Annotated in this window: 20 protein-coding genes and 1 pseudogene; 16 read left to right on the forward strand and 5 right to left on the reverse strand. The window is 62.4% G+C overall.

Features of this window, described 5'->3' with window-relative positions; genetic code table 11:
- Nucleotides 1-113: 113 nt before the first annotated feature.
- A complete protein-coding gene (gene glmU / locus NKJ91_RS11545) occupies nt 114-1,475 on the forward strand; it encodes a bifunctional UDP-N-acetylglucosamine diphosphorylase/glucosamine-1-phosphate N-acetyltransferase GlmU (RefSeq protein ID WP_352455654.1) in 1,362 nt (453 codons plus the stop codon).
- Nucleotide 1,476: 1 nt separating this feature from the next.
- On the opposite strand, the pseudogene NKJ91_RS11550 reads toward glmU, so the two are convergent.
- Nucleotides 1,477-1,829 (reverse strand): annotated as a pseudogene (locus NKJ91_RS11550) (ADP-ribosylation/crystallin J1).
- Nucleotides 1,830-2,056: 227 nt separating this feature from the next.
- Between NKJ91_RS11550 and glmS the strand changes: the two are divergent.
- From glmS to NKJ91_RS11570, 4 genes are all read left to right on the forward strand, one after another.
- Nucleotides 2,057-3,880 (forward strand): glutamine--fructose-6-phosphate transaminase (isomerizing), encoded by a 1,824-nt coding sequence (gene glmS / locus NKJ91_RS11555; RefSeq protein WP_352455656.1) that lies wholly within the window; start codon nt 2,057-2,059, stop codon nt 3,878-3,880.
- A gap of 112 nt (nt 3,881-3,992) precedes the next feature.
- Entirely contained in the window at nt 3,993-4,274 is a 282-nt protein-coding gene (locus NKJ91_RS11560) for a type II toxin-antitoxin system RelE/ParE family toxin (protein WP_023680028.1), read from the forward strand.
- A 37-nt stretch (nt 4,275-4,311) separates the two neighbouring features.
- Nucleotides 4,312-4,611, forward strand: coding sequence for a HigA family addiction module antitoxin (locus tag NKJ91_RS11565; RefSeq protein ID WP_031212869.1), 300 nt, complete (start codon nt 4,312-4,314; stop codon nt 4,609-4,611).
- A gap of 81 nt (nt 4,612-4,692) precedes the next feature.
- Entirely contained in the window at nt 4,693-5,445 is a 753-nt protein-coding gene (locus NKJ91_RS11570) for a DUF502 domain-containing protein (RefSeq protein WP_023680026.1), read from the forward strand.
- On the opposite strand, the gene recG is transcribed toward NKJ91_RS11570, so the two are convergent.
- A complete protein-coding gene (gene recG / locus NKJ91_RS11575) occupies nt 5,397-7,505 on the reverse strand; it encodes an ATP-dependent DNA helicase RecG (protein ID WP_352455657.1) in 2,109 nt (702 codons plus the stop codon). The two genes, NKJ91_RS11570 and recG, sit on opposite strands and share 49 nt — an antisense overlap.
- Before the next feature lie 91 nt (nt 7,506-7,596).
- On the opposite strand from recG, the gene NKJ91_RS11580 reads away from it, so the two are divergent.
- The 6 genes from NKJ91_RS11580 to NKJ91_RS11605 all read left to right on the forward strand — a co-directional run bounded on the left by NKJ91_RS11580 (nt 7,597) and on the right by NKJ91_RS11605 (nt 14,643).
- Nucleotides 7,597-7,884, forward strand: coding sequence for an FAD assembly factor SdhE (locus NKJ91_RS11580; RefSeq protein WP_352455658.1), 288 nt, complete (start codon nt 7,597-7,599; stop codon nt 7,882-7,884).
- Nucleotides 7,885-7,897: 13 nt separating this feature from the next.
- Complete coding sequence (gene mfd, locus NKJ91_RS11585) at nt 7,898-11,395, forward strand: transcription-repair coupling factor (RefSeq protein WP_352455659.1); 3,498 nt, start codon at nt 7,898-7,900, stop codon at nt 11,393-11,395.
- 179 nt (nt 11,396-11,574) lie between these two features.
- Entirely contained in the window at nt 11,575-12,948 is a 1,374-nt protein-coding gene (locus NKJ91_RS11590) for a class II 3-deoxy-7-phosphoheptulonate synthase (protein ID WP_352455660.1), read from the forward strand.
- 149 nt (nt 12,949-13,097) lie between these two features.
- Nucleotides 13,098-13,517, forward strand: a complete 420-nt coding sequence (locus NKJ91_RS11595; RefSeq protein WP_352455661.1) for a GFA family protein — start codon at nt 13,098-13,100, stop codon at nt 13,515-13,517.
- Between the two features lie 77 nt (nt 13,518-13,594).
- Nucleotides 13,595-13,954, forward strand: a complete 360-nt coding sequence (locus NKJ91_RS11600; protein WP_031212866.1) for a diacylglycerol kinase — start codon at nt 13,595-13,597, stop codon at nt 13,952-13,954.
- Nucleotides 13,955-14,055: 101 nt separating this feature from the next.
- On the forward strand, nt 14,056-14,643 hold the full coding sequence (locus tag NKJ91_RS11605) for a hemerythrin domain-containing protein (protein ID WP_352455662.1): 588 nt from the start codon (nt 14,056-14,058) through the stop codon (nt 14,641-14,643).
- Nucleotides 14,644-14,646: 3 nt separating this feature from the next.
- Here the strand turns inward: NKJ91_RS11605 and NKJ91_RS11610 are convergent, their stop codons facing one another.
- Nucleotides 14,647-15,234: a DedA family protein gene (locus tag NKJ91_RS11610; RefSeq protein ID WP_352455663.1), complete on the reverse strand. Its 588-nt coding sequence runs from the start codon at nt 15,232-15,234 to the stop codon at nt 14,647-14,649.
- Nucleotides 15,231-15,794 carry a DUF1003 domain-containing protein gene (locus tag NKJ91_RS11615; protein WP_023680015.1) on the reverse strand — a complete coding sequence of 188 codons (564 nt, stop codon included), beginning with the start codon at nt 15,792-15,794 and terminating at the stop codon, nt 15,231-15,233. Before NKJ91_RS11615 ends, NKJ91_RS11610 begins: the two co-directional genes overlap by 4 nt.
- Before the next feature lie 83 nt (nt 15,795-15,877).
- Here NKJ91_RS11615 and NKJ91_RS11620 point away from each other — a divergent pair, with 83 nt between their 5' ends.
- The 5 genes from NKJ91_RS11620 to gltX all read left to right on the forward strand — a co-directional run bounded on the left by NKJ91_RS11620 (nt 15,878) and on the right by gltX (nt 22,452).
- Complete coding sequence (locus NKJ91_RS11620) at nt 15,878-16,591, forward strand: DNA-3-methyladenine glycosylase I (protein WP_352455664.1); 714 nt, start codon at nt 15,878-15,880, stop codon at nt 16,589-16,591.
- Between the two features lie 65 nt (nt 16,592-16,656).
- A complete protein-coding gene (locus tag NKJ91_RS11625; RefSeq protein ID WP_352455665.1) occupies nt 16,657-18,339 on the forward strand; it encodes an NAD+ synthase in 1,683 nt (560 codons plus the stop codon).
- A gap of 26 nt (nt 18,340-18,365) precedes the next feature.
- Nucleotides 18,366-18,767: a GNAT family N-acetyltransferase gene (locus NKJ91_RS11630; RefSeq protein WP_352455666.1), complete on the forward strand. Its 402-nt coding sequence runs from the start codon at nt 18,366-18,368 to the stop codon at nt 18,765-18,767.
- Nucleotides 18,768-19,139: 372 nt separating this feature from the next.
- Nucleotides 19,140-20,945 carry an ABC transporter ATP-binding protein gene (locus tag NKJ91_RS11635; protein ID WP_352455667.1) on the forward strand — a complete coding sequence of 602 codons (1,806 nt, stop codon included), beginning with the start codon at nt 19,140-19,142 and terminating at the stop codon, nt 20,943-20,945.
- Between the two features lie 133 nt (nt 20,946-21,078).
- Complete coding sequence (gene gltX, locus NKJ91_RS11640; RefSeq protein ID WP_352455668.1) at nt 21,079-22,452, forward strand: glutamate--tRNA ligase; 1,374 nt, start codon at nt 21,079-21,081, stop codon at nt 22,450-22,452.
- Here the strand turns inward: gltX and NKJ91_RS11645 are convergent.
- A complete protein-coding gene (locus tag NKJ91_RS11645; RefSeq protein ID WP_352455669.1) occupies nt 22,370-23,581 on the reverse strand; it encodes a DUF2865 domain-containing protein in 1,212 nt (403 codons plus the stop codon). The genes gltX and NKJ91_RS11645 overlap by 83 nt on opposite strands.
- Between the last annotated feature and the right edge of the window lie 113 nt (nt 23,582-23,694).

The following is a 23,694-nucleotide window of genomic DNA, read 5'->3' on the forward strand; positions in this document are numbered from 1 at the left end:
TGTCGCGGGTTGGAGGTTCCACCGTCTCACCGGAATTTAACCGCATTGGTGCAGCATGGCGCCGGTGCTGCTAACGCTTCGATTCCAGACCCCTTTCAACGGTTGCTGTCCCCATGAGCCAGAGATCCTGCCTGTCCATCATCCTCGCCGCCGGCGAAGGCACGCGCATGAAGAGTGCAGTGCCGAAAGTGCTGCACACAATCGCCGGCCTGCCGATGGTTGCCCATGTTGTGAAGGCGGCCGAGGCCGCGGGCAGCGGCGAGTTGGCGCTGGTGATCGGCCATGGCGCCGATGAGATGCGCAAGGCCGCACTCAAGTTTGCGCCGAAGGCCGAGGCTTTCGTTCAGGAAAAACGTCTCGGCACCGCGCACGCCGTGCTTGCCGCACGCGCAGCAATATCAAAAGGTTATGACGACATCTTGGTGATGTTTGGCGACACGCCGTTGATCGATCCGGAAGCGCTCGCGGCGGCGCGGCTGAAGCTGGCGGAAGGTGCGGCCGTCGTCGTGGTCGGCTTCCGTACGGAAAATCCTTCGGGCTACGGCCGGCTTATCGAAAAGGCCGGCAAGCTCGTGGCCATCCGCGAGGAGAAGGACTGCTCGGACGAGGAGAAGAAAATCACCTTCTGCAATGGCGGGCTGATGGCGGTCGCCGGCAGGCACGCGCTGAAGCTGCTCGATGAAGTCGGCAGCAAGAACGCCAAGGGCGAGTATTATCTCACCGACATCGTCGGGATCGCCGCTGCGCAGGGTTTTGATGTGGTCGCCACCGAAGCAAGTTTCGAGAACGCGCTCGGCATCAACAACCGTGCCGAGCTTGCCCAGGCGGAAGGTATCTGGCAGGCGCGCCGCCGGCGCGAGGCGATGCGTTCCGGCGTTACGCTGATCGCGCCCGAAACCGTGTTCTTCTCGCACGATACCGAGATCGGTGCCGACACGATCGTCGAGCCCAATGTCTGGTTCGGACCGGGCGTGAAAATCGCGACGGGCGCCAAGATCCATGCCTTCAGCCATATCGAAGGCGCCACCATCGCGTCGAATTGCGATGTCGGGCCGTTCGCGCGGCTGCGGCCCGGGGCCGATCTGAGAAACAAGGCCAAGGTCGGCAATTTCTGCGAGGTCAAGCAGGCGATCGTCGAGGAGGGCGCGAAGGTCAACCATCTGACCTATATCGGCGATGCCCGCATCGGCGCCGGTGCCAATATCGGCGCCGGCACCATCACCTGCAATTATGACGGCTATTCGAAATTCTTCACCGATATCGGCGAGGGCGCCTTCATAGGCTCGAACTCCTCGCTGGTGGCGCCGGTGTCGATCGGCAAGGGCGGCTACATCGCCTCGGGCAGCGTCATCACCGAAAGCGTACCCGACGATGCGCTGGCCTTCGGCCGCGCCCGCCAGCGGACTCTAGCCGGCAAGGGCAAGGAGTTGCGAGAGCGTTTTTCTCAGGCCGCGGCGGCCCGTAAAAAAGGGTAGACTAGCGGAACTCGGCGACAAGCTGGATTTCGCCAACGATTGCATCGTTGAAGGCCGACAGGTCTTCGGCCGGGATCCAGTATTCCAGATGCGCCCGGCTGCCGGCATGCTGGACGCTGTAACGGTCCAGAAAGCTGCGACGCACCTCGAAACGCGTCACGAAACCTGATCCGCTCGCGGGCACATTCCAGTCTCGGGCGATCTGGGTGGCATAGGCCTCGCTGGTGACCGGATAGAAGATCGGCTGATCGGCAAGTCGAGGAGGAAAGGCGCGCATCCTGCCCTCTGGATCAACTCCAGTTCGCGGGGCCCAACCGGACGCCAAAGCGTCACCGTGTCAATTCGTTCGTTCATAGCCGCATCATGTCTTTGACTGATTTCTGGAGCCGTTGAGCCGAGATAGGATACATAAGCGGAGAAACTGAGCAATTGCAGTAACCGGATTGCAAGTGCGCGCTGTCATGGTGCATCTGTGCAGGATAGTCCGGCTGATACCGGACGAAATGGAATGTGATTTTTCGCGACAGCCCGGCAGTCTCTAAATAGCGCCGGGTTTGAGGTCGGAATCGGGGGCAAGCGCCATGTGCGGTATCGTTGGAATTGTCGGTAACTCGCCGGTCGCGCCGCTTATCGTCGATGCGCTGAAAAGGCTCGAATATCGCGGCTATGACTCGGCCGGCGTCGCCACGATCGAGCACGGCAGGCTTGACCGCCGCCGCGCCGAGGGCAAGCTGGTCAATCTCGAGCGCCGGCTGAAGGACGAACCGCTCGACGGCATGATCGGCATCGGCCACACGCGCTGGGCCACACATGGCGTTCCGAACGAGAGCAATGCGCATCCGCATTTTTCCGACGGCGTCGCCATCGTCCATAACGGCATCATCGAGAATTTCGCCGAATTGCGCGACGAGCTGATGCGCGACGGCTACAGTTTCGCCTCGCAGACCGATACCGAAGTCGTCGCTCATTTGGTGGCGCGCGAACTGGCCAAGGGGCTGAAGCCGGTTGAGGCGGCGCACAAGGCGCTGAAGCGGCTGGAAGGCGCCTTTGCGCTCGCCATCATGTTCAAGGGCGACGAGGATCTGATCGTCGGCGCCCGCAACGGCCCGCCGCTCGCCGTCGGTCATGGCGATGGCCAGATGTTCCTTGGCTCCGACGCCATTGCGCTTGCCCCTTTCACCAATTCGATCACCTATCTGGAAGACGGCGACTGGGCGGTGGTGCGCCGCAACGAGGTCGATATCTTCGACATGGGCGGCAACAAGGTCGACCGCAAACGCCAACAGTCGCTCAGCACGAGCTTCATGGTCGACAAAGGCAACCGCCGCCATTTCATGGAAAAGGAAATCCATGAGCAGCCGGAAGTGATCTCGCACACGCTGGCGCATTATGTTGATTTCGTCAGCGGCGTCTCGAAGCCGCTCGACCTGCCGTTCGATTTCGCCAAGATCGACCGGCTGGCGATCTCGGCCTGCGGCACCGCCTATCTCGCCGGGCTGATCAGCAAATACTGGTTCGAGCGCTATGCGCGGCTGCCGGTCGACATCGATGTCGCTTCGGAGTTCCGCTATCGCGAGATGCCGCTGTCGAAGAACGATGCCGCTTTCTTCATCTCGCAATCGGGTGAGACCGCCGACACGCTGGCGTCGCTGCGCTACTGCCGCAAGGCCGGCATGAAGATCGGCGCGGTCGTCAATGTGCGCGAATCGACCATGGCGCGCGAATCCGACGTCATCCTGCCGACGTTGGCCGGCCCGGAGATCGGCGTCGCTTCGACCAAGGCGTTCACCTGCCAACTTTCCGTGCTGGCCTCGCTGGCGGTGCGGGCGGGCGTGGCGCGCGGAACGATTTCGCAGGAGCAGGAGAAAACGCTGATACGCGAGCTGTCGGAAGCGCCGCGTTATGCGAACCAGGTGCTAAAGCTCGACGGGCAGATCGAAAAGGTCGCGCGCGACCTCTCGCACTACAAGAATGTGCTTTATCTCGGCCGCGACACCAATTTTCCGCTGGCCATGGAAGGTGCGCTGAAGCTCAAGGAGATCTCCTACATCCATGCCGAAGGCTATGCTGCCGGCGAGTTGAAACACGGCCCGATCGCGCTGATCGACGAGAACATGCCCGTCATCGTCATCGCGCCGCATGACCGCATCTTCGAAAAGACCGTGTCGAACATGCAGGAGGTCGCGGCACGCGGCGGCAAGATCATCCTGATCACCGACAGCAAGGGCGCCGCACACGCTACGGTGAAGACGATGGAGACGATCGTTTTGCCGGACGTGCCGGAAATCATCTCGCCGATCATCTACGCGCTGCCGATCCAGATGCTCGCCTATTTCACCGCCGTGTTCATGGGCACGGATGTCGACCAGCCTCGCAACCTGGCGAAATCGGTAACGGTGGAATGATCGGTTCCAAACGGCTACCGATAGGGTCCAACGACAATTTAGTATCAGTTATTGATACATATTTCTTGCACCCTGTCTTGTATCAATGTATGATACAAGACGAGGGCAGAAGTTGATCGTTTCGTTCAAAGGCAAAGCGGTGGAAGCGGTTGCCGAGGGGAAGGCACCGAAAGGTTTTCCACCGGATCTGGTTGCCCGCGGCGAACGTCGTCTTCGAGCGAACGAAAACGCCGCACAATTGAACGACCTTCGATCGCCACCCGGAAATCGCCTTGAAGCCCTGAAAGGGAGCAGAGCTGGGCAGCATTCAATTCGTATCAACGACCAATGGCGTATCTGCTTCAAATGGACCAACGCTGGCGCCGAAGAGGTGGAGATCGTCGACTACCATTGAGCGGGCACTTGCCCTAAACCCTTGAGGTCTCTGAACCATGCTCAAGTTCGTTCGTCCAATTCACCCCGGAGAGTTCCTGCGCGAGGAATATCTCGTCCCGCTCGGTATGAGTGCCGGTGCGCTGGCGAAGAAGCTCAATCTTCCTCGTACCCGTATCGAACGCATTGCCAAGGAAGAGATCGGCCTGACTCCTGATACCGCGCTTCGCCTCGCCAGGTTCTTCAACACCACGCCGGAATTCTGGATGAATTTTCAGCAGGCTTATGAACTTGAAACCGAGGCGAAGAAACTCGCACCGGAGCTCGAGAAGATCGAACCGCTGGAAGCCGCGGCATAGTTGATCTTTTAAAAACTTCGCCATTCCAAAGCGCCTTGGGGTTCAGTAGTGTCGCGCTGCAAACACACGCTGCGGTGAACCATGTCGGATGCTCTCAAGACCTCAGGCATGACCCGGCTGAGAAACTATTTCCTGACCGGCTTCGTCGTTTGCGCGCCGCTGGCGATTACTGCCTACATTGCCTGGTCGCTGATCGGCTGGGTCGATTCCTGGGTGAAACCCTACATTCCGGTACGCTACAATCCGGACACGTACCTCCCGTTTCCAGTGCCGGGTTTTGGGCTGATCGTTGCCTTGATCCTCATCACCTTCATCGGCTTTATGACCGCCAATATCGTTGGCCGCGCCATCGTCAACTTCGGCGAGCGCCTGCTTGGCCGCATGCCGCTGGTGCGCGGCATCTACCGTTCGCTGAAGCAGATTTTCGAGACCGTGCTGTCGAACAAGGGCGACATGTTCCGCCAGGTCGGGTTGGTCGAATATCCGCGCAAAGGGGTCTGGTCGCTGGTCTTCGTCGCCAGCGAGAAGGAAACCGAGATCAACCAGAAGCTCGACCGGGAAGGCGATCCGCTGATTGCCGTATTCATGCCATGTACGCCCAACCCGACGACGGGCTTTCTGATGTATGTGCCGAAATCCGACATTGTGCTGCTCGACATGACAATCGAGGACGGAGCCAAGCTGATCGTGTCGGCCGGCTTGGTGGCGCCGGCGGTCAAAATGGTGACGGTGAACGGCGAGCAGATCCACGGCGCGCTTGCCAATCCTCCGCTCGACACGATGCCTCAGCCGGCACGCAGGAGCCGCACGGCCTCGTCGCGGCCGAACAGATAGAGCAACAGGCGCAGCGCCGTGCCGCGTTCGGACTGCAATTCCGGATCGCGCGACAGGATCAGCCGCGCATCGTCGCGAGCGGCCTCGAGCAGGTCGGCATGCGCCTCGATGCGCGCCACCTGGAAGCCCGGCGTGCCGGACTGGCGGGTGCCGAGCAACTCGCCTTCGCCGCGCAGCTTCAGATCCTCTTCGGCGATACGGAAGCCGTCCTCGGTCTCGCGCATTACCGACAAACGGCGTTTTGCCGTCTCGCCGAGCGGATCCTTGTAGAGCAGCACGCACGATGAAGGCTTGTCGCCACGCCCGACCCGGCCGCGCAATTGGTGCAGTTGGGCGAGGCCAAAACGCTCGGCATGCTCGATGACCATGATTGTCGCGTCCGCCACATCGACGCCGACCTCGATGACGGTGGTGGCGATCAGGATACGGGTGTCGCCCTGCTTAAAGGCGCGCATCGCCTCGTCCTTGTCGGCGCCTTTCATGCGACCATGCACCAGGCCGACGCGGTCGCCGAACAGCGGCTTCAGCGAGGCAAAACGGTCCTCGGCCGACATCAGCTTGATCTCCTCGGATTCCTCGACCAGCGGACAGATCCAGTAGATTTTCTGGCCATCGGCGACGGCGTCGAGCATGCGTCCGATCAGTTCGTCGAGCCGTTCAAGCGGCAAGGTGACGGTGCGGATCGGCTGGCGGCCGGCCGGCTTTTCCGTCAGCTTCGACACATCCATGTCGCCGAATGCAGTCAGCACCAGCGTCCGCGGTATCGGCGTTGCCGTCATCACCAGCATGTCGGGCGCGTCGCCCTTGGCGGTGATCGCAAGGCGCTGGTGGACACCGAAACGGTGCTGCTCGTCGACGACGGCGAACACGAGGTCACGGAACGTCACCGTTTCCTGGAACAGCGCATGGGTGCCGACGACAATGTCGATGTCACCATTGGCCAGCCCGGTCAGCGTGTCGGCACGCTCGCGGCCCTTTTCGCGACCTGTGAGGACGGCGACACGCAGGCCGGCCCGTTCCGCCAACGGCGCAATCGTTGCCAGATGCTGGCGCGCCAGGATTTCGGTCGGCGCCATCAATGCCGCCTGGCCGCCGGCCTCGACGGCACGCGCCATGGCAAGCAGCGCGACCACCGTCTTGCCTGAGCCGACATCGCCCTGCAAAAGGCGCAGCATGCGTTCGGGGTCACCGAGATCGGCGTTGATTTCGGCAAGCGCCATTTCCTGCGACATGGTCAGCGAATAGGGGAGTGCCACGCGCAGTTGTTCGACTATGCGGCCGTCGCCGACAAGTGGCCGGCCAGATAATCGGCGGACCTTGGCCCGCACCAGCGCCAGCGATACCTGGCCGGCCAAGAACTCGTCATAGGCAAGGCGCCGCCACGCTGCGCCGTCGACAGAGACGTCGATCGGGTCGGCAGGATTGTGGATGCGGTTGAGCGCATCGCTGAAAGCAGGAAAGGCATGGCGGCGCCGGAACTCACCGTCCTGCCATTCGGGCAGCACCGGCAGGCGGGCCAGCGCCTGGCCGATGGCCCGGCGCAGCACCTTGCCCGAGAGCCCGGCGGTCAGCGGATAGACCGGCTCGACCAGCGGCAGGTTTTCCGCGTCGCCGGCAAGTGCGATATGGTCGGGGTGAACCATGGTCGGGCGGCCGTTGAACCATTCCATGCGGCCGGAGACGACGACATGCTCGCCTACGGGCATCGCCTTTTCGAGATAGGCGGCATGGGCATGGAAGAAGGTCAGCGCGATTTCGCCGGTGTCGTCATGGGCGTAGACCCGGTAGGGTACCGACCTGTTGCCGCGCGGCGGCGGCTGGTGGCGGTCGATGCGGACGTCGAGCGTAACGATGGCGCCTTCCGCCGAGCCGGCGATGCCAGGCCGGTTGCGGCGATCGATGACGGTATGCGGCAGCACGAACAAGAGATCCCCGGCGCGCGCGGCCCGGTCGCCGAGGTCGGCTGCTACGACTTTTTCGATCAGGGCGCCAACTTTTGGCCCGACCCCGGCAAGCGAGGTGATCGGGACAAACAGCGGATCGAGGAGGGAGGGACGCATGATGTCAGCTTATGTTGCGGCGACTGTAGCGCAAGGCTGACACCGCCTTCTATCCACGCTATATGCGCCGCCTGGGCAAGGATGTTGCAAGATGACCGGAACGAAACGATCAAGCGAGGGGCTCGATGCCCGCCGCCGCAAGCTTCTGTTTCGTTCGTGGCACCGCGGCATGCGCGAGATGGACCTTATACTCGGCAGCTTCGCCGACGCCGAGATCGGCGCCTTGACCGACGACGAGATCGACCAATATGAGAGGCTCCTCGACATTCCCGACACCGAATTCCTGCCTCTCGTCACTGGCGAACGCCCGGTTCCGGCGGATATCGACTGTGCCGTCCTGCAAAAAATCCTGGCTTCGCGCCGGGAGATGACCTTCTGAACAACGTGTAGCCATGAGCCTTATCCCTACGATCGGTCTGCCGAAAGGCCGCGCCGGCCAGTTCATCGTCGATGGCGTCGCCGACGGCTACGAAGCCTTTGCGCTGGTGCAGGCTGCGCACGAGATCGCCCCCGACAAGCCGGTGCTGTTCGTGGCGCGCGACGGCCAGCGTCTGCCGGCGATCGTCGAGGCGCTTGCCTTTGCGGCGCCGGGCCTGCCGGTGCTGGAACTGCCGGCCTGGGACTGCCTGCCTTACGACCGCGTCTCGCCCGGCGCCGATGCCGCCGCAAGGCGGCTCGATGCACTGGCCGCAATGATTGCGCTGGCGAAGAAGCCGCACCGCGCCGTCGTCCTCACCACTGCGAATGCGCTGTTGCAACGCATTCCGCCGGCTGAACTCGTCGAGGCGCAGACCTTCCACGCCAAACCCGGCAACCAGATAGACATGAACGTGCTGGTGTCGCGGCTGGAGAATTCCGGCTTCGAGCGAGTGCCGACAGTGCGCGGCATCGGCGAATTTGCGGTGCGCGGCGGCATTCTCGATCTCTTCGCGCCCGGCTGGACGGAGGCACTGCGCCTCGATTTCTTCGGCGATACGCTGGAATCGATCCGCGTCTTCGACACCGCAACCCAGCGCACCATCGGCCAACGCAAATCGATGGCGCTGCAGGCGATGAGCGAGGTGGCGCTGACGCCGGAAACCATCAGCCGCTTCCGCCGCGCCTACATCGAAGCCTTTGGCGCGCCCTCCCGCGACGATGGGCTCTATGCGGCGGTCAGCGAGGGCAGGCGGTTTGCCGGCATGGAGCACTGGCTGCCGTTCTTCTATGAGCGGCTGGAAACCGTCTTCGACTACCTGCCCGATGCGCCTGTGGTTTTCGACCATCTGGCGCATGAGGCACTGGCCGAGCGCCACACTCTGATCCTCGACCACTACGAAGCGCGCAAGAAGCAGGCCGACGGCGCCTTGAAGGACGCGGTGCCCTACAAGCCGGTGCCGCCGGATCTGCTCTATCTGTCGCCCGAGAACCTGATTGCCTCGCTTGGCCCGCGCGAGGCGATAGATTTCACGGCCTTCGACGCGCCCGATGCCGGCGCGAAAAAGGTGTTCCATGCCGGCTCGCGCCACGGCCGCAGCTTCGTCGAGGAACGCGCCGATCCTAACGCCAACGTTTTCGACGTCGTCGTAAAACACATTTCCGACGAGCGCGCTGGACGCCGCCGTGTCGTCGTCGCCGGCTGGACTGAAGGTTCGCTCGACCGGCTCGGCCAGATCCTGGTCGAGCATCACCTTGGCAATCTGAAGCCGGTGGCGACGCTTGCCGAAGCCGAAAGGCTTGAGCCAGGGCAGGCGGGACTGGCCGTGCTGCCGCTCGAATCCGGCTTCGAGACTGAGAAACTGGTCGTCGTCGCCGAGCAGGACATTCTCGGCGACCGGCTGATCCGGCGCTCGAAGCGCAAGAAGCGCGCGTCCGACTTCATCGCCGAGGCTTCGGCATTGTCTTCAGGCGATATCGTCGTCCATGCCGACCATGGCATTGGCCGCTTCATCGGGCTGCGCACCATCGAGGCGGTCGGTGCGCCGCACGATTGCCTCGAAATCCACTATGCCGGCGACGATCGGCTATTCTTGCCGGTGGAAAACATCGAGCTGCTGTCGCGCTATGGCTCGGATTCGGCCGAGGCGACGCTCGACAAGCTTGGCGGCGGCGCCTGGCAATCGCGCAAGGCGCGGCTGAAGAAGCGCCTGCTCGACATGGCCGGGCAACTGATCCGCATCGCGGCCGAGCGACAGATGCGGGCCGCGCCGGCGTTGGTGCCGGCGGAAGGCCTCTATGGCGAGTTTGCAGCGCGTTTTCCCTATGAGGAGACCGATGACCAGCAGACGGCGATCGATTCGGTCATGGATGATCTAGGCGCCGGAAAGCCGATGGACCGGCTGATCTGCGGCGATGTCGGCTTCGGCAAGACCGAAGTTGCACTTCGCGCCGCCTTCATTGGGGCGATGGAAGGCTTTCAGGTGGCCATAGTGGTGCCGACGACATTGTTGTCGCGCCAGCATTTCAAGACCTTCTCGCAGCGCTTCTCCGGCCTGCCGATCCGCGTCGCCCAGGCCTCGCGGCTGGTCGGCGCCAAGGAATTGGCGGAGACCAAGAAGGGCATCGCCGAAGGCCAGATCGATATCGTCGTCGGCACGCATGCACTGCTCGGCTCCTCGATCTCGTTCAAGAATCTTGGTCTGCTGATCATCGATGAGGAGCAGCATTTCGGCGTCAAGCACAAGGAGCGGCTGAAGGATCTCAAGACCGACGTCCACGTTCTGACTTTGTCGGCGACGCCGATCCCACGCACGCTGCAGCTTGCCTTGACCGGCGTGCGCGAGTTGTCGCTGATCGCTACGCCGCCGGTCGACCGCCTGGCGGTGCGCACCTTCATCTCGCCCTTCGATCCGCTGGTCATCCGCGAGACGCTGCTCAGAGAACGCTACCGCGGCGGCCATTCCTTCTACGTCGTACCGCGCATCAGCGATCTCGCGGAAATCCATGATTTTCTGCGCGAATCTGTACCTGAGCTGAAAGTGGCGGTGGCCCATGGCCAGATGCCGCCCCGCGAGCTCGACGATATCATGAATGCCTTTTATGACGGCCAGTACGACGTGCTTTTGTCGACCACAATCGTCGAATCCGGCCTCGATATACCGACCGCCAACACGCTGATCGTGCATCGCGCCGACATGTTCGGCCTGTCGCAGCTCTATCAGTTGCGTGGCCGCGTCGGCCGTTCGAAGGTGCGCGCCTATGCGCTGTTCACGCTGCCCGCCAACCGCAAGCTAACCGATACAGCCGAGCGTCGGCTGAAAGTGCTGCAGTCGCTCGATACGCTAGGCGCCGGTTTCCAGCTGGCCAGCCACGACCTCGACATCCGCGGCGCCGGCAATCTGCTTGGCGAAGAGCAGTCGGGCCACATCAAGGAGGTCGGTTTCGAGCTCTACCAGCAGATGCTGGAGGAGGCGGTGGCCGAAGTGAAGGATTCCGGCGAGGTGCAGGACGGCGGCTGGTCGCCGCAGATCGCCGTCGGCACGGCGGTGATGATCCCGGAAAGCTACGTCCCGGATCTGCAGCTCAGGCTGGCGCTCTATCGCCGTCTTGGCGATCTCGAAAATACGGAAGAGATCGATGCTTTCGGCGCCGAGCTGATCGACCGGTTCGGGCCGCTGCCGGAAGAGGTAAAGCATCTGTTGAAGATCGTCTTCATCAAGGCGCTTTGCCGCAAGGCCAACGTGGAGAAGCTCGACGCCGGGCCGAAAGGCGTCGTCATCCATTTCCGCAAGCGGGAATTCCCCAATCCGGTCGGGCTGGTCAAGCTCATCGGCGAACAAGGCTCGCTGGCCAAGATCCGACCCGACCAGAGCGTCGTCTTCAGCCGTGACTGGGCGACGCCCGAGAAGCGGCTGGCTGGCTCAGCGGTTGTCATGACGCAGCTGGCGCGGCTGGTGGAGAAGGCGGCGTAGCAGCGCGTCGCTGGTGCTCTGGGCACAGCCGCACCGGCACTTTCGCAGTGCCGTGCTCATTCGCCACGCGACCACTTCCGGTCTAGAATAGGAAATCGGCTTCGTGTATGGAGCCGCGACCCCATATGGGGCGGATTGGCGGGCGATGGCGTCCGTGTGAAAGAGCGTTAGGTGCTTCGATGACGAAATGGTCGCCGAATTCGTGGAGAGCTAAGCCGATCCAGCAGGTTCCAGCCTATCCGGACCTTGCCGCGCTGAGGAACACGGAAGCCCAGCTTGCCACGTTTCCGCCGTTGGTTTTTGCAGGTGAGGCACGCAAGCTGAAGAAGCAGCTTGCAGCCGTCGCTGCCGGTGACGCATTCCTTCTGCAGGGCGGCGATTGCGCCGAGAGCTTCGCCGAGCACGGCGCCGACAATATCCGCGACTTCTTCCGCGTCTTCTTGCAGATGTCGGTGGTGCTGACCTTCGCCGGCGCCCAGCCGGTGGTGAAGGTCGGCCGTGTCGCCGGCCAGTTCGCCAAGCCGCGCTCATCCGACAATGAGACCAAGGGCGGCGTGACGCTGCCGAGCTATCGCGGCGACATCATTAACGGCATCGAGTTCGACGCCAAGTCGCGCATTCCCGATCCTGCAAGACAGGAGATGGCGTACCGCCAGTCGGCGGCGACGCTCAACCTTTTGCGTGCCTTCGCCCAAGGTGGCTACGCCAGCCTGGAGAACGTGCATCAATGGATGCTTGGCTTCGTGTCCGACAGCCCGCAGGGGGAGAAATACGAGTCGCTCGCCAACCGCATCACCGAGACGATGGACTTCATGAAGGCCGTCGGCATCACCTCGGAGACCAATTACGCGCTGCGCGAGACCGACTTTTATACCAGTCATGAGGCGCTGCTGCTCGGTTATGAAGAGGCACTGACTCGCGTCGATTCGACTTCGGGCGACTGGTACGCCACCTCTGGCCACATGATCTGGATCGGCGATCGCACGCGCCAGCCCGACCATGCCCATGTCGAATACTGCCGTGGCATCAAGAACCCGCTCGGCCTGAAATGTGGTCCGTCGCTGTCGCCGGATGGCCTCTTGCAGCTCATCGACCTGCTCAATCCGGAGAACGAGCCGGGACGGCTGACGCTGATCGCGCGCTTCGGTTCCGAAAAGGTCGCCGATCATTTGCCGAAGCTGGTGCGCGCGGTGCAGAAGGAAGGCCGCAGCGTGGTGTGGTCGTCGGACCCGATGCATGGCAACACCATCGAGGCCGCCGGCTACAAGACACGGCCGTTCGACCGCATCCTGAAGGAAGTGCAGACCTTCTTCGAGGTGCACCGCGCCGAAGGCACGCATCCGGGCGGCATCCATGTCGAGATGACCGGCAAGAACGTCACGGAATGCACCGGTGGCGCCCGCGCCATCACCGCCGAAGAGCTGCAGGATCGCTACCACACCCATTGCGATCCGCGCCTCAACGCTGACCAGGCGATCGAGTTGGCGTTCCTGGTCTCCGATCTGCTCAAGAAGACCCATCCGGTGCAGCACAAGCAGGCCGTCAACGGCTGATACGATCTGAACTGTGATGTCATTGAAGAAGCGCCGGGCGAAAACCGGCGCTTTTTCTATTCAATCCCGCCGGTGTCGCATTTGCTCGTGCCTAACGCGCGCAAAACTGGAATCCTGCCAGGCGATGGCAATTGCATCGGGAGGCCGACATGGCTGACAGTCACACCGGATCATGCTTGTGCGGGGCAGTGCGATTCCAGACACGAGGACCGCTACGCGGTGTCGTCTACTGCCATTGCTCGCAGTGCCGGAAGCAGAGCGGGCATTTTTATTCGGCGACCAATGTTGCCGACCGCGACATCACAATCACCGGCGCGGAGAGCATCACCTGGTACGAGGCTTCTCCGTTCGCCAGACGCGGCTTCTGCAAGACATGCGGCTCTCTGCTGTTCTGGAAGCCGAGCGATGAGGGCTATGTTTCGGTCATGGCAGGGCTGTTCGACGCGCCAACCGGGCTTCAAGGAGAATGCCATATCTTCGTCGGCGACAAGGGCGATTATTACGCCATCGATGACGGGCTGCCGCAGTTCGAGAAGTCGACACCGTCGATCAAGGTGGCAGGCGACTGATTTTTGAAGGGGTCGCCTTATTCCCTTGGTCCAGCCATTGCGCTAATCCCCTGCCGGTGATTCCGAAGGGTTTTGGCATGCAGCGGCTGATCGACGCTTTTTACAATTCGGTGCGGGCGTTTCGCAAACTGGCGGCCGGCGAGGAGGCCTTCCAGCTGGAGCTGACACTGCTCGTGCTTGCCTTGCCGCTCGGCTGGTTCCTTTCGGAATCGTGGCGCGGCTATGCGTTGCTGATCGGCGCGGTGCTGCTCATGATCATGATCGAGGTGTTGAACACCGGCATCGAGGCGGCATGCGACGCGTTCAGCCGCGAATTCAACATCGATATCCAACTGGCCAAGGATTGCGGTTCGCTGGCGGTGCTGATTTCGGTGGTGATCGCTGCCGGCGTCTGGGGCGTCGCCGTCATCGAGCGGATCCTCGGGGTACCGATCTGAGGTTTCAGACACTACATGTCGTCACTGCATTTCTCGTTTTGACCATGATATTTTCCGAAAACCGGTACCACTTTTCGGGATCATGGTCTGAGGAGACCGATATGGCCGATACCGCCGGATTTCTGCTGCTCGAACGTGAGGGCCTGCCGGACGATCTTCGCTGGCTGGTTGAAAAATTTCCACGCGAGGTCTGGCAGGCGCATGCCAACATCCACGGCGTGGCCAATATGTGGCTGCAGCGGCACGATATGTTCCGCGAGCTTGGCGGCATGCTCACCAATGGTATCGGCGATTATCGAGAAGGTAGGCTGAACGCGCCGGAATTCGCGCGCTGGTTCGCGCCGCGCCTCAACCATTTCCTCGGCAATCTCGACGGCCATCACAATGTCGAGGACCATCATTATTTCCCGGTCTTCGCCAGGGCCGAGACCCGTCTGAAGCGCGGCTTCGAGATTCTCGATGCCGATCACCACACAATCCATGAGGGACTGGAGCGCAATGCCGAGGCGGCAAATGCCTTCATCCGCACGCTTCAGGAGAGCCAAGACAAGCAGCGTTTCGCCGCCGATGCCTATGCTGACGAGAACAGCCGGCTGATCGCCATGTTGACCCGGCATCTTGCCGACGAGGAAGACCTGATCATTCCGCTGATCCTCGAGAAGGGTGATCGTGCGCTCGGCATTGATTGACGATCAGCTTCCCTTGTGGAGTTCCTTCTTGGCGACGATATGGGCCGCGAGCCAGCCGAGGATGGCCACAACGAGGCCGATTGCCAGAGCGATCAGCAACCGCTCGTGGCGGGCCAGCGCCTGGCCGACGATGTGCTCCGCGCCCAGCCCGAAGACATAACCGACAGTGCAGAACAGTGCCGCCCAGACTACCGACGAGATGGCGTTGAGGATGATGAAGCGCGCCGCGGCGATGCCCGACAGCCCGGCCGCGACTCCGCCGACCAGTCGCAAGCCATAGATGTAACGGTTCGACAGCACGAAAATGTTGGGATGAGAGGTGACAAGGCGGTAGGCGTGGCTGAAGCCCGGCCGGGCTCGGAGCCTGATCACGAATTTATGGTCGGCGAAGCTCCGTCCCAAGATGAAGAAGAACGTGTCGCCACCGAAGGCGCCGAGCGCGGCTGCGAGAAACGCCTGCCACGGGACGAAGACGTGCTGATGCGCAAAAAAACCGCCAAGAATTGCGGCGCTTTCGCCCTCGGCGACGCAGCCCAGAAAAACCGCGACCAATCCATATTGCTCAATGAGACGATGGATGACTTCCGTCATGAAGACGTTCGCTGCTTCGACAGAATGTCGTCGATGCGCTTCACCTGCTCGGCCAGCCGGGCGATCTCGTCTCGCATGCCGATGATCTGGCTGTGGCGCAGTTCGTCGAGCTTTTCATGCAACGCCATGATCTCGATCTCGGCTTTGAGATTGACCTCATAGTCGTGGGCGGCGTCGATACGATCGCGCTCCGTCTGGCGGTTCTGCGCCATCATGATCACTGGCGCCTGCAGGGCAGCGACCATGGAAAGCACGAGATTGAGGAAGATGAAGGGATAGGGATCGAAGGCGGCGCGCGACAAGAGCCAGACATTGCCTGCCGTCCACAGGATCAGGAAGCCAATGAATGCCAGGATGAAGGACCACGAGCCGCCGATCCGGGCGATGGTGTCGGCCAGGCGATCTCCAAACGTCTGGTGAAAGGCGACGGCCTTGTTGGTGTCCTTGGAGATCGTGGTGCGCTCGAGCGTAGATTGCAGTACCCGGCTTTCGAGCGCGCTGAGGCCGTCCGGCTTTCGCTTCAGCCAGCGGCTTGCCAGGTCCTCGATCGTTTTGTTCATCGTCGCCTCCGTCGTCAGCGATGAGGTAGAAGCTGCCGGTTCATACGGGAAGTGGTAGATTGACGCGATGGGGTCAGGAAACAATGGTGGATTTTCAGAAAATTCGCGCCCGTGCAGCGAAGCGCAAAGGCGGTGAGGCAGCGCTGACGTCGCTGCTGGGTCCTATGCCCGACAATGCCGCGGTGGCAAAGATTGCGGACGACCGGATCCTGTCGACCATGGCCGAGCGGGTTTTTGCCGCCGGCTTTGTCTGGCGCGTCATCGAGCAGAAATGGCCGGGTTTCGAGGAAGCATTTCTTGGCTTCGAGCCGAAGCGGCTGCTGTTCCAGCCTGACGATTTCTGGCACGATCTCACAGCCGACAAGCGCATCGTCCGCAATCCGCAGAAGATCAAATCCGTACGTGACAACGCAGCCTTCGTCGAGCGCGTGTCGAAGGAGCATGGCAGCTTCGGCAAGTTCCTGGGCAATTGGCCGGCGGATGACCAGGTCGGATTGATGGCCTATCTCGGCAAGCATGGCAGCCGGCTCGGCGGCAATACCGGCCAGTATTTTCTGCGCTGGCTGGAGTGGGACGCCTTCATCGTCTCGGCCGACATGGCGGCAGCGCTGCGCGACGCCGGGCTCGACCTCGCGCAGAGCCCGACATCGAAGAAGGATTTGGGCAAGATCCAAGTGCAGATAAACGCCTGGGCGGCGGAAACCGGGCTGCCGCGCCGGCACATTTCGCGCATTCTGGCAATGTCGATCGGCGAGAACCATCCGCCGGAAGCCTTGCGCGAATATATGGGCGAATAGGATCGACTGTTTGGTCCAAACGAACGCCATTGCTCGACGAATTTTGCCGCGCTAAACCCACGGGCATGACAGAAAAGACCGCTCCAGACATATTGCGCATCGCCGTCGCCCAGCTCAATCCGACGGTCGGCGACGTCGCCGGCAATCTTGCCAAGGCACGCGAGGCGAGGGCGGATGCCGCCCGCCAAGGCGCCGACCTCGTGCTGTTTACCGAGCTTTTCCTTGCCGGCTATCCGCCTGAGGATCTGGTGCTGAAACCCGCCTTCCTGAAGGCCTGCGAGCGGGCGGCGGAGGATTTCGCCGGCGATACCGCCGACGGCGGCCCGGGTTTCGTCATCGGCACGCCGTTGAAGCGCAAGACCGGCACGCACAATTCGATCATCTTTGCCGATGGCGGCAAGATCCTTGCCGAACGCTACAAGCTTGATCTGCCGAATTACGGTGAGTTCGACGAGAAGCGCGTCTTCCAGGCCGGCCCCGAGATCCAGGGGCCGGTCAATTTCCGCGGCGTGCGCGTGGGAGTGCCGATCTGCGAAGATATCTGGGGCGAGGTTGCCGTCTGCGAGACGCTGGCCGAAAGCGGCGCGGAAATCCTGCTGGTCCCGAACGGCTCGCCCTATTACCGCGGCAAGGTCGACGTCCGCCACCAGATCGTCATCCGCCAGGTCATCGAATGCGGACTGCCGATTATCTATGCCAACCAGCTTGGCGGCCAGGACGAGCTGGTTTTCGATGGCGCATCGTTTGCCATAGGTTCTGACAAGACGCTGGCCTTCCAGATGAGCCAGTTCGAGGAGACGGTCAACGTCACCACCTGGAAGCGAAAGAATGACATCTGGGTCTGCTCTGACGGACCGATGTCGAAAATCCCGGAGAAGGAGGAGGCCGACTACCGCGCCTGCATGTTGGGCCTGCGCGATTACGTCAACAAGAACGGCTTCAAGAATGTCGTGCTCGGCCTCTCCGGCGGCATCGATTCGGCGATCTGCGCGGCACTTGCCGTCGATGCGCTCGGCGAGGAACGGCTGCGCGCCGTGATGATGCCTTACCGCTACACTTCGAAGGACTCGCTCAAGGATGCCGAGGACTGCGCCCGCGCGCTCGGCTGCCGCTACGACATCGTGCCGATCTTCGAGCCGGTCGAGGGTTTCCTGCACACGTTGACACAGCTTTTCGAGGGCACGAAGGAAGGCATCACCGAGGAAAACCTGCAGAGCCGGGCCCGCGGCACCATCCTGATGGCGATTTCCAACAAGTTCGGCTCGATGGTGGTCACCACCGGCAACAAAAGCGAGATGTCGGTCGGCTACGCGACGCTCTATGGCGACATGAATGGCGGCTTCAATCCGATCAAGGACCTCTACAAGATGCAGGTCTATGCGCTGTCGCGCTGGCGCAACGCGCATGTGCCGCCGGGTGCGCTCGGTCCGTCCGGCGAGGTGATCCCGACCAACATCATCGACAAGGCGCCCTCGGCGGAACTGCGAGAGAACCAGACGGACCAGGATTCGCTGCCGCCCTATCCGGTGCTCGACGACATATTGGAGTGCCTGATCGAAAACGAGATGGGTGTCGACGACATCGTCGCGCGCGGCCATGACCGGGCGACGGTGACGCGCGTCGAGCACCTGCTTTACGTCGCCGAATACAAGCGCCGGCAGGCGGCGCCCGGCGTGAAGATCACCAGGAAGAACTTTGGCCGCGACCGCCGCTATCCCATTACCAACCGGTTCAGGGATGGCGGGTAGGCGATTGGCTGCATAACGGTTTAGCCATGGCCAACCTTGAAATCAGCTTCGACCTGTCGCGGATCGATTTCCGGGCGACGTCCGACATTTTGAAGGAGAGCTATTGGGGCAGTGGCCGCAGCGACGAGCAGCACCACCGCGCCTTCGCCAACTCACTGTGCGTCGGCGCCTATGTCGGCGGCAATCAGGTCGGCTTCGGCCGGGCGATCACCGACCGTACGGTATTTGCCTATCTCGCCGACATAATTGTCTGGCCGGGGTATCGCGGACAAGGCATAGGAACCCGGCTTGTCCAGGCGCTTATCGACCACCCGGACGTCAAGACGGTCACGCATTGGAGCCTGTCGACCAACGACGCCCATGCGGTTTACGAGAAGCTCGGCTTCAGGCCTTCCACCGACGGCCGCTATATGCGCTTCGACCGATGAGGGCGCACAACCCGCGATTGTTGCAAAATCGTCTCACTGCTTGGACCAGATGCGCTTTGGGCTATCTAGTGACTTGGCGCGGCGTTGAGGCGTCTCTATAAACACCTCTCCGCGATTCCCCTTCAGGAGGAACCGAATGCCAGGATTTGACATCGTTATGCGAGGCCGCGAAGCCTAGGTCTTCAGTGCGCCGCGAGATAGCCTCGCGGCAAGGCTGAACCGAGGCAGGTATTTCGCCGCTGCCGGTCGCCGCCCCTCTACAGGGCCGCCAAATACGCCAAACCTCCGCATCTCCGGGCGCCTGACGGCGCCGACGCGGTATTTCAATTTCTACTTTCGTGGGATCGGGCTCGTTTGCGCCCGAATGACATCATGACTCGTTTTCGAATAGATTTGCGCGCGGGCGCCTTTCGCAGCGTTCTTGGCTTCACGCTCAGCCATTGGCGGCGTCAGCCGTGGCGGCTTGCCGGCATTATGGGCACGTTCCTGCTCTCGACCTTGGCCGACGTGCTGACGCCGCTCTATTCCGGCCGGCTGGTGGATGCCGTCGCCAGCAGTGCTGCGGCCGACGATGTTGCGTGGAACGCGGCGACAGCGGCCTTTTCGATGCTGGTGGCCCTGGCGCTCACCGGTGTCGTGCTGCGCAATCTCGCCTTCATGGCCATTGTCGAGCTGACGTTGAAGATGATGGCGGATATCGCCGCCGACGCCTTCCACCGCGTCCAGCGCTTCTCCACCGACTGGCACGCCAACAGCTTCGCCGGATCGACGGTGCGCAAGATAACGCGCGGCATGTGGGCGCTCGACCTGCTCAACGACACGATCCTGATCGCGCTGCTGCCATCGGTCGTCATGCTCGTCGGCTCGACGCTGCTGCTTGGCTGGTTCTGGCCGCTGATGGGTGCTGTCGTCGCCACCGGTTCGGTTCTGTTCATCGCGGTGACGACGATGCTGTCGCTTGGCTATGTCGCGCCCGCGGCAAGGCTTGCCAATGCGTGGGATACACGGCTCGGCGGCTCGCTGGCCGACGCGGTGAGCTGCAACGCCGTGGTCAAGGGTTTTGGCGCCGAGGAACGCGAGGAGACGCGGCTTGCCGAGGTCGTCGCCAAATGGCGCGGCCGCACGCGCCGCACCTGGATGCGCGGCACTGTCAACGGCACCACGCAAGGGACGATGCTGCTGCTTTTGAGGGCAGCGGTCATCGGGTTCTCCCTGCTGTTGTGGTCGTGGGGGCAGGCGAGCGCCGGCGACGTCGCCTTCGTGCTGACCTCATTCTTCGTGCTGCAAGGCTATTTGCGCGACATCGGCACGCATATCCGCAATCTGCAGCGCTCGATCAACGACATGGAGGAACTGGTCGACTTCCAGTCCGAACCACTCGGCATCGAGGATCGGCCCGGCGCCAAACCGATCCGGATCACCGATGGCCGTATCACCTTCGACAATGTCACGTTCCATTATGGCAGCCACCGCCTGCCGCTCTATCGCGACTTTTCGGTGGACATCGCGCCGGGCGAACGGGTTGGGCTGGTTGGCCATTCGGGCTCCGGCAAAACGACATTCGTCAAGCTGATCCAGCGCCTCTATGACGTGACCGCGGGAAATATCCTGATCGACGGCCAGGACATTGCCGGTGTCGCGCAGGCGTCGCTGCGCGCACAGATCGCGATTGTCCAGCAGGAGCCGATCCTGTTTCACCGGTCGCTGGCCGAAAACATCGCCTATGCCCGGCCGGCCGCCACGCGGGCCGAGATCGAGCACGCGGCGCGATTGGCCAGCGCGCATGACTTCATCGCCAATTTGCCGAAAGGCTATGGCACGCTGGTCGGCGAGCGTGGCGTAAAGCTATCGGGTGGTGAGCGTCAGCGCGTTGCAATCGCACGCGCCTTTCTTGCCGATGCGCGCATTCTCATCCTGGACGAGGCAACGTCGAGCCTCGATTCGGAATCGGAGGTGCTGATCCAGCAGGCGATGGAGCGGTTGATGGTCGGCCGCACGACGCTGGTCATTGCCCACCGGCTGTCGACGGTGCGGGCGCTGGACAGGCTTTTGGTGTTCGATCGCGGCCGCATCGTCGAAGAGGGCTCGCATGACCAACTGATCCGGCTGCAAGGCGGCATCTACCGCCGGCTGTTCGAACGCCAGGCGCTTGAACTGACCAAAGGCATGGTGATCTGACGGTTGCGGCGCCGCGCGTCCTGATGGACGCGTGGCGCTGCAGTCTTTTCTTCGCCTTCGTCATGTTCTATGTCTGCCGCCGAGCGCGGGGGCGCGTCTTGTCAACAGCAAAACCATCCGGTACGCCCCGCTCATGACAGTTACCGTCCGTTTCGCCCCGTCACCGACCGGCCGCATCCATATCGGCAATGCGCGCACCGCTCTGTTCAACTGGCTGTTCGCCATCAAGAACAAGGGCCGCTTCATCCAGCGCTTCGACGACACCGACGTTGCCCGTTCGACGCAGGAATTTTCCGACGCCATCCTTTATGACCTGCATTGGCTAGGCATCTTCCCCGACGCCACGGAGTATCAGTCGCGGCGGGTCGAAATCTATGATGCCGCACTGCAGAAGCTGAAGGAGGCGCGCCTCGTCTATGCCTGCTATGAGACGCCTGAAGAGCTCGACCTGAGGCGCAAGGTGCGCCGCACGCGTGGCCTGCCGCCAGTCTATGGCCGCGAGGCGCTGACGCTGGCACCCGAGCAGGTGGCGGAATATGAGGCCGATGGCCGGCGGCCGCACTGGCGCTTTCTGCTGCCCAACTTCAGCAGCGATCCGCTGCAGCCGGAGCGCACCGAAATCCACTGGAACGACCTGGTGCGCGGCGAAGAGACCGTCGACCTCGCCTCGCTTTCAGACCCGGTTCTGCGGCGTGAGGACGGCACCTACCTCTATACATTGCCTTCGGTTGTCGACGACATCGACATGGGCGTCAGCCATGTCATCCGCGGCGACGACCACGTCACCAATACCGGCGTCCAGATAGCCCTGTTCCGAGCACTTGGCGCGGAGCCGCCGGTGTTCGGCCACCACAATCTCCTGACAACGGCATCAGGCGAGGGACTTTCGAAGCGCACCGGCGCGCTGTCCATCCAGAGCCTGCGTGAGAGCGGCATCGAGCCGATGGCGATCGCTTCGCTGGCGGTGCTCGTCGGCACCTCGGAAAACGTCGTGGCGGTGCCAACGATGGCCGAGCTAGCCGAGCGCTTCGATCCGGCTGCAACATCGAAATCCGCCGCCAAATTCGACCCGGACGAGCTCTTCGTGCTCAACCGCACGCTGCTGCATCACATGCCGTTTTCCGAGGCGCGCGACCGGCTGATCGTGCTCGGCATCTCCGGCGAACAGGCCGAGCCTTTCTGGCTGGCCGTGCGCGGCAATCTCGACAGGCTGGCCGATGCGGCGATCTGGTGGCGTACGCTTCGAGACGGTCCAGAGGAGCCGGCGGAGTTTTCCGACGATGACCGCGACTTTCTTCGCCAGGCGTTCGAACTGCTGCCGGAGGAGCCTTGGAACGGCACCGTCTGGAAAGACTGGACCGGCAAGATCCGAGAGGCGAGCGGCCGTAAGGGCAAGGCGCTGTTCATGCCGCTCAGGCTGGCGCTTACGGGACAGCCTTCGGGTCCGGAGCTTGCAGATCTGTTGCCGCTGCTGGGTCGGGAAGGAACGTTGGCCCGACGACCCTGACCTTGCGCTGTTCTGGCGGGGGCAGGGACGTCGGCGAAGGCACGGGCTTGACGGCAAGGCGTCTGATCGCCTCACGGTCGAGACCGTCTTGCGCATTGGCCAAGGACTCCGGGTCGGCGCCCGGATCAGGCCTAGCAACCGGCAGCGGAATGAACGGGGTACTCTCTACATTCGCCTCAGATTGTGCCCGGGTTGGCGGGTTGCCGGCGATGATCTCGAAATTCTGCGCGGCATTGCAGCCGCAGGTCGGCGGCCGCGGCATGTCGGACTGCTTGTAGAGGTAGGCCGTCGGCAGTTCGATATAAGGCCTGCCGGTCACCGAAGACGTCATGGACGCCGAATCGCCATTCATGCCGCGCGTGTAGAAAACCTGCATTTCTGTGCCGGGGCAGCTCGATTCGCAATTCTTCTGGTCGCGCTCGAAATCGCCCAGTGAGGCGGCATTCGACATCGGAAAGAAATAACCGTCGCAGGTCCGCACGCACATGGTGCGGAATTCGCCTTGGGGCTGGCCCATGTCGGCGTTGTTGAGCATGGTGCGGATGTTGCCCGGCTGGCTTAGCTCTTCGGCCTGGCTGGGCCCTTCAGGCTGGTCGGGCGCACCGGGTTCAGTTGCGTCACTGCCCAAAAGCTGGTCGAGCAGGTTTCGCTTGCCGTTTTCACGGCTGGCTTCGCGGACCGGCGCGGGCGTCCGCGCTGCCGCATCATCGCGGCAGCCATTGGCGTCAAGCAACGTCAATATGCGCGCGCGATCGCGTCGCGAACCACCGCCGGCAAGGTCGGCGCGCTTGGCCTGCAGGGCGTCGAGATTGGCTGCCATGCGATCGATGGTGGCGTCGAGTGCCGCGCATGCGTTGGCGTTGCGGCGAGACAGCGAAAAGCCGCAGCCGGCGCTGCTGGCCTGGCTGACGGCCTTTGAAATCTGCTGGCGCTGCCGGACGATTGCGTCGTCATATTTCCTGAGCAAGGCCGGTTTGCCGCCGCCACCGCGAGAAGCGGCGGCAAGATCGGCTTCAAGCTGGCGGCAGAGGCGCGGAGCGGCCTGCGCCTGAGTGACGGCAATGTCGCACAGTAGCAGGGCACCGAGCAGCGCGGCGGCACGCGTCAGCTTCCAACATGCGCCCGTCATCCCTCCGAAACTCCGCCTGCCTGTCGTTCAGAAAGCTACCGCGCTTGCGGTTAACCGTTTGTTTAGCATACCGCCGATTCCGGCTTCATCCCAAATCGGACGGCTTGCGCCGG

Source organism: Mesorhizobium sp. M0040, from assembly GCF_040323505.1.
GTDB lineage: Bacteria > Pseudomonadota > Alphaproteobacteria > Rhizobiales > Rhizobiaceae > Mesorhizobium.

Excerpts from the sequence above, each read along its gene's own strand:
- NKJ91_RS11605 (WP_352455662.1), top strand. The coding sequence starts at position 14,056 with ATGGCCGATACCGCCGGATTTCTGCTGCTCGAACGTGAGGGCCTGCCG.
- NKJ91_RS11625 (WP_352455665.1), top strand. The coding sequence starts at position 16,657 with ATGACAGAAAAGACCGCTCCAGACATATTGCGCATCGCCGTCGCCCAG.
- NKJ91_RS11630 (WP_352455666.1), top strand. The coding sequence starts at position 18,366 with ATGGCCAACCTTGAAATCAGCTTCGACCTGTCGCGGATCGATTTCCGG.
- NKJ91_RS11595 (WP_352455661.1), top strand. The coding sequence starts at position 13,098 with ATGGCTGACAGTCACACCGGATCATGCTTGTGCGGGGCAGTGCGATTC.
- NKJ91_RS11635 (WP_352455667.1), top strand. The coding sequence starts at position 19,140 with ATGACTCGTTTTCGAATAGATTTGCGCGCGGGCGCCTTTCGCAGCGTT.
- NKJ91_RS11620 (WP_352455664.1), top strand. The coding sequence starts at position 15,878 with ATGGTGGATTTTCAGAAAATTCGCGCCCGTGCAGCGAAGCGCAAAGGC.
- NKJ91_RS11580 (WP_352455658.1), top strand. The coding sequence starts at position 7,597 with ATGACCGGAACGAAACGATCAAGCGAGGGGCTCGATGCCCGCCGCCGC.
- gltX (WP_352455668.1), top strand. The coding sequence starts at position 21,079 with ATGACAGTTACCGTCCGTTTCGCCCCGTCACCGACCGGCCGCATCCAT.
- NKJ91_RS11570 (WP_023680026.1), top strand. The coding sequence starts at position 4,693 with ATGTCGGATGCTCTCAAGACCTCAGGCATGACCCGGCTGAGAAACTAT.
- NKJ91_RS11565 (WP_031212869.1), top strand. The coding sequence starts at position 4,312 with ATGCTCAAGTTCGTTCGTCCAATTCACCCCGGAGAGTTCCTGCGCGAG.
- NKJ91_RS11645 (WP_352455669.1), bottom strand. The coding sequence starts at position 23,581 with ATGACGGGCGCATGTTGGAAGCTGACGCGTGCCGCCGCGCTGCTCGGT.
- glmS (WP_352455656.1), top strand. The coding sequence starts at position 2,057 with ATGTGCGGTATCGTTGGAATTGTCGGTAACTCGCCGGTCGCGCCGCTT.
- NKJ91_RS11610 (WP_352455663.1), bottom strand. The coding sequence starts at position 15,234 with ATGACGGAAGTCATCCATCGTCTCATTGAGCAATATGGATTGGTCGCG.
- glmU (WP_352455654.1), top strand. The coding sequence starts at position 114 with ATGAGCCAGAGATCCTGCCTGTCCATCATCCTCGCCGCCGGCGAAGGC.
- NKJ91_RS11590 (WP_352455660.1), top strand. The coding sequence starts at position 11,575 with ATGACGAAATGGTCGCCGAATTCGTGGAGAGCTAAGCCGATCCAGCAG.
- mfd (WP_352455659.1), top strand. The coding sequence starts at position 7,898 with ATGAGCCTTATCCCTACGATCGGTCTGCCGAAAGGCCGCGCCGGCCAG.
- NKJ91_RS11600 (WP_031212866.1), top strand. The coding sequence starts at position 13,595 with ATGCAGCGGCTGATCGACGCTTTTTACAATTCGGTGCGGGCGTTTCGC.
- NKJ91_RS11615 (WP_023680015.1), bottom strand. The coding sequence starts at position 15,794 with ATGAACAAAACGATCGAGGACCTGGCAAGCCGCTGGCTGAAGCGAAAG.
- recG (WP_352455657.1), bottom strand. The coding sequence starts at position 7,505 with ATGCGTCCCTCCCTCCTCGATCCGCTGTTTGTCCCGATCACCTCGCTT.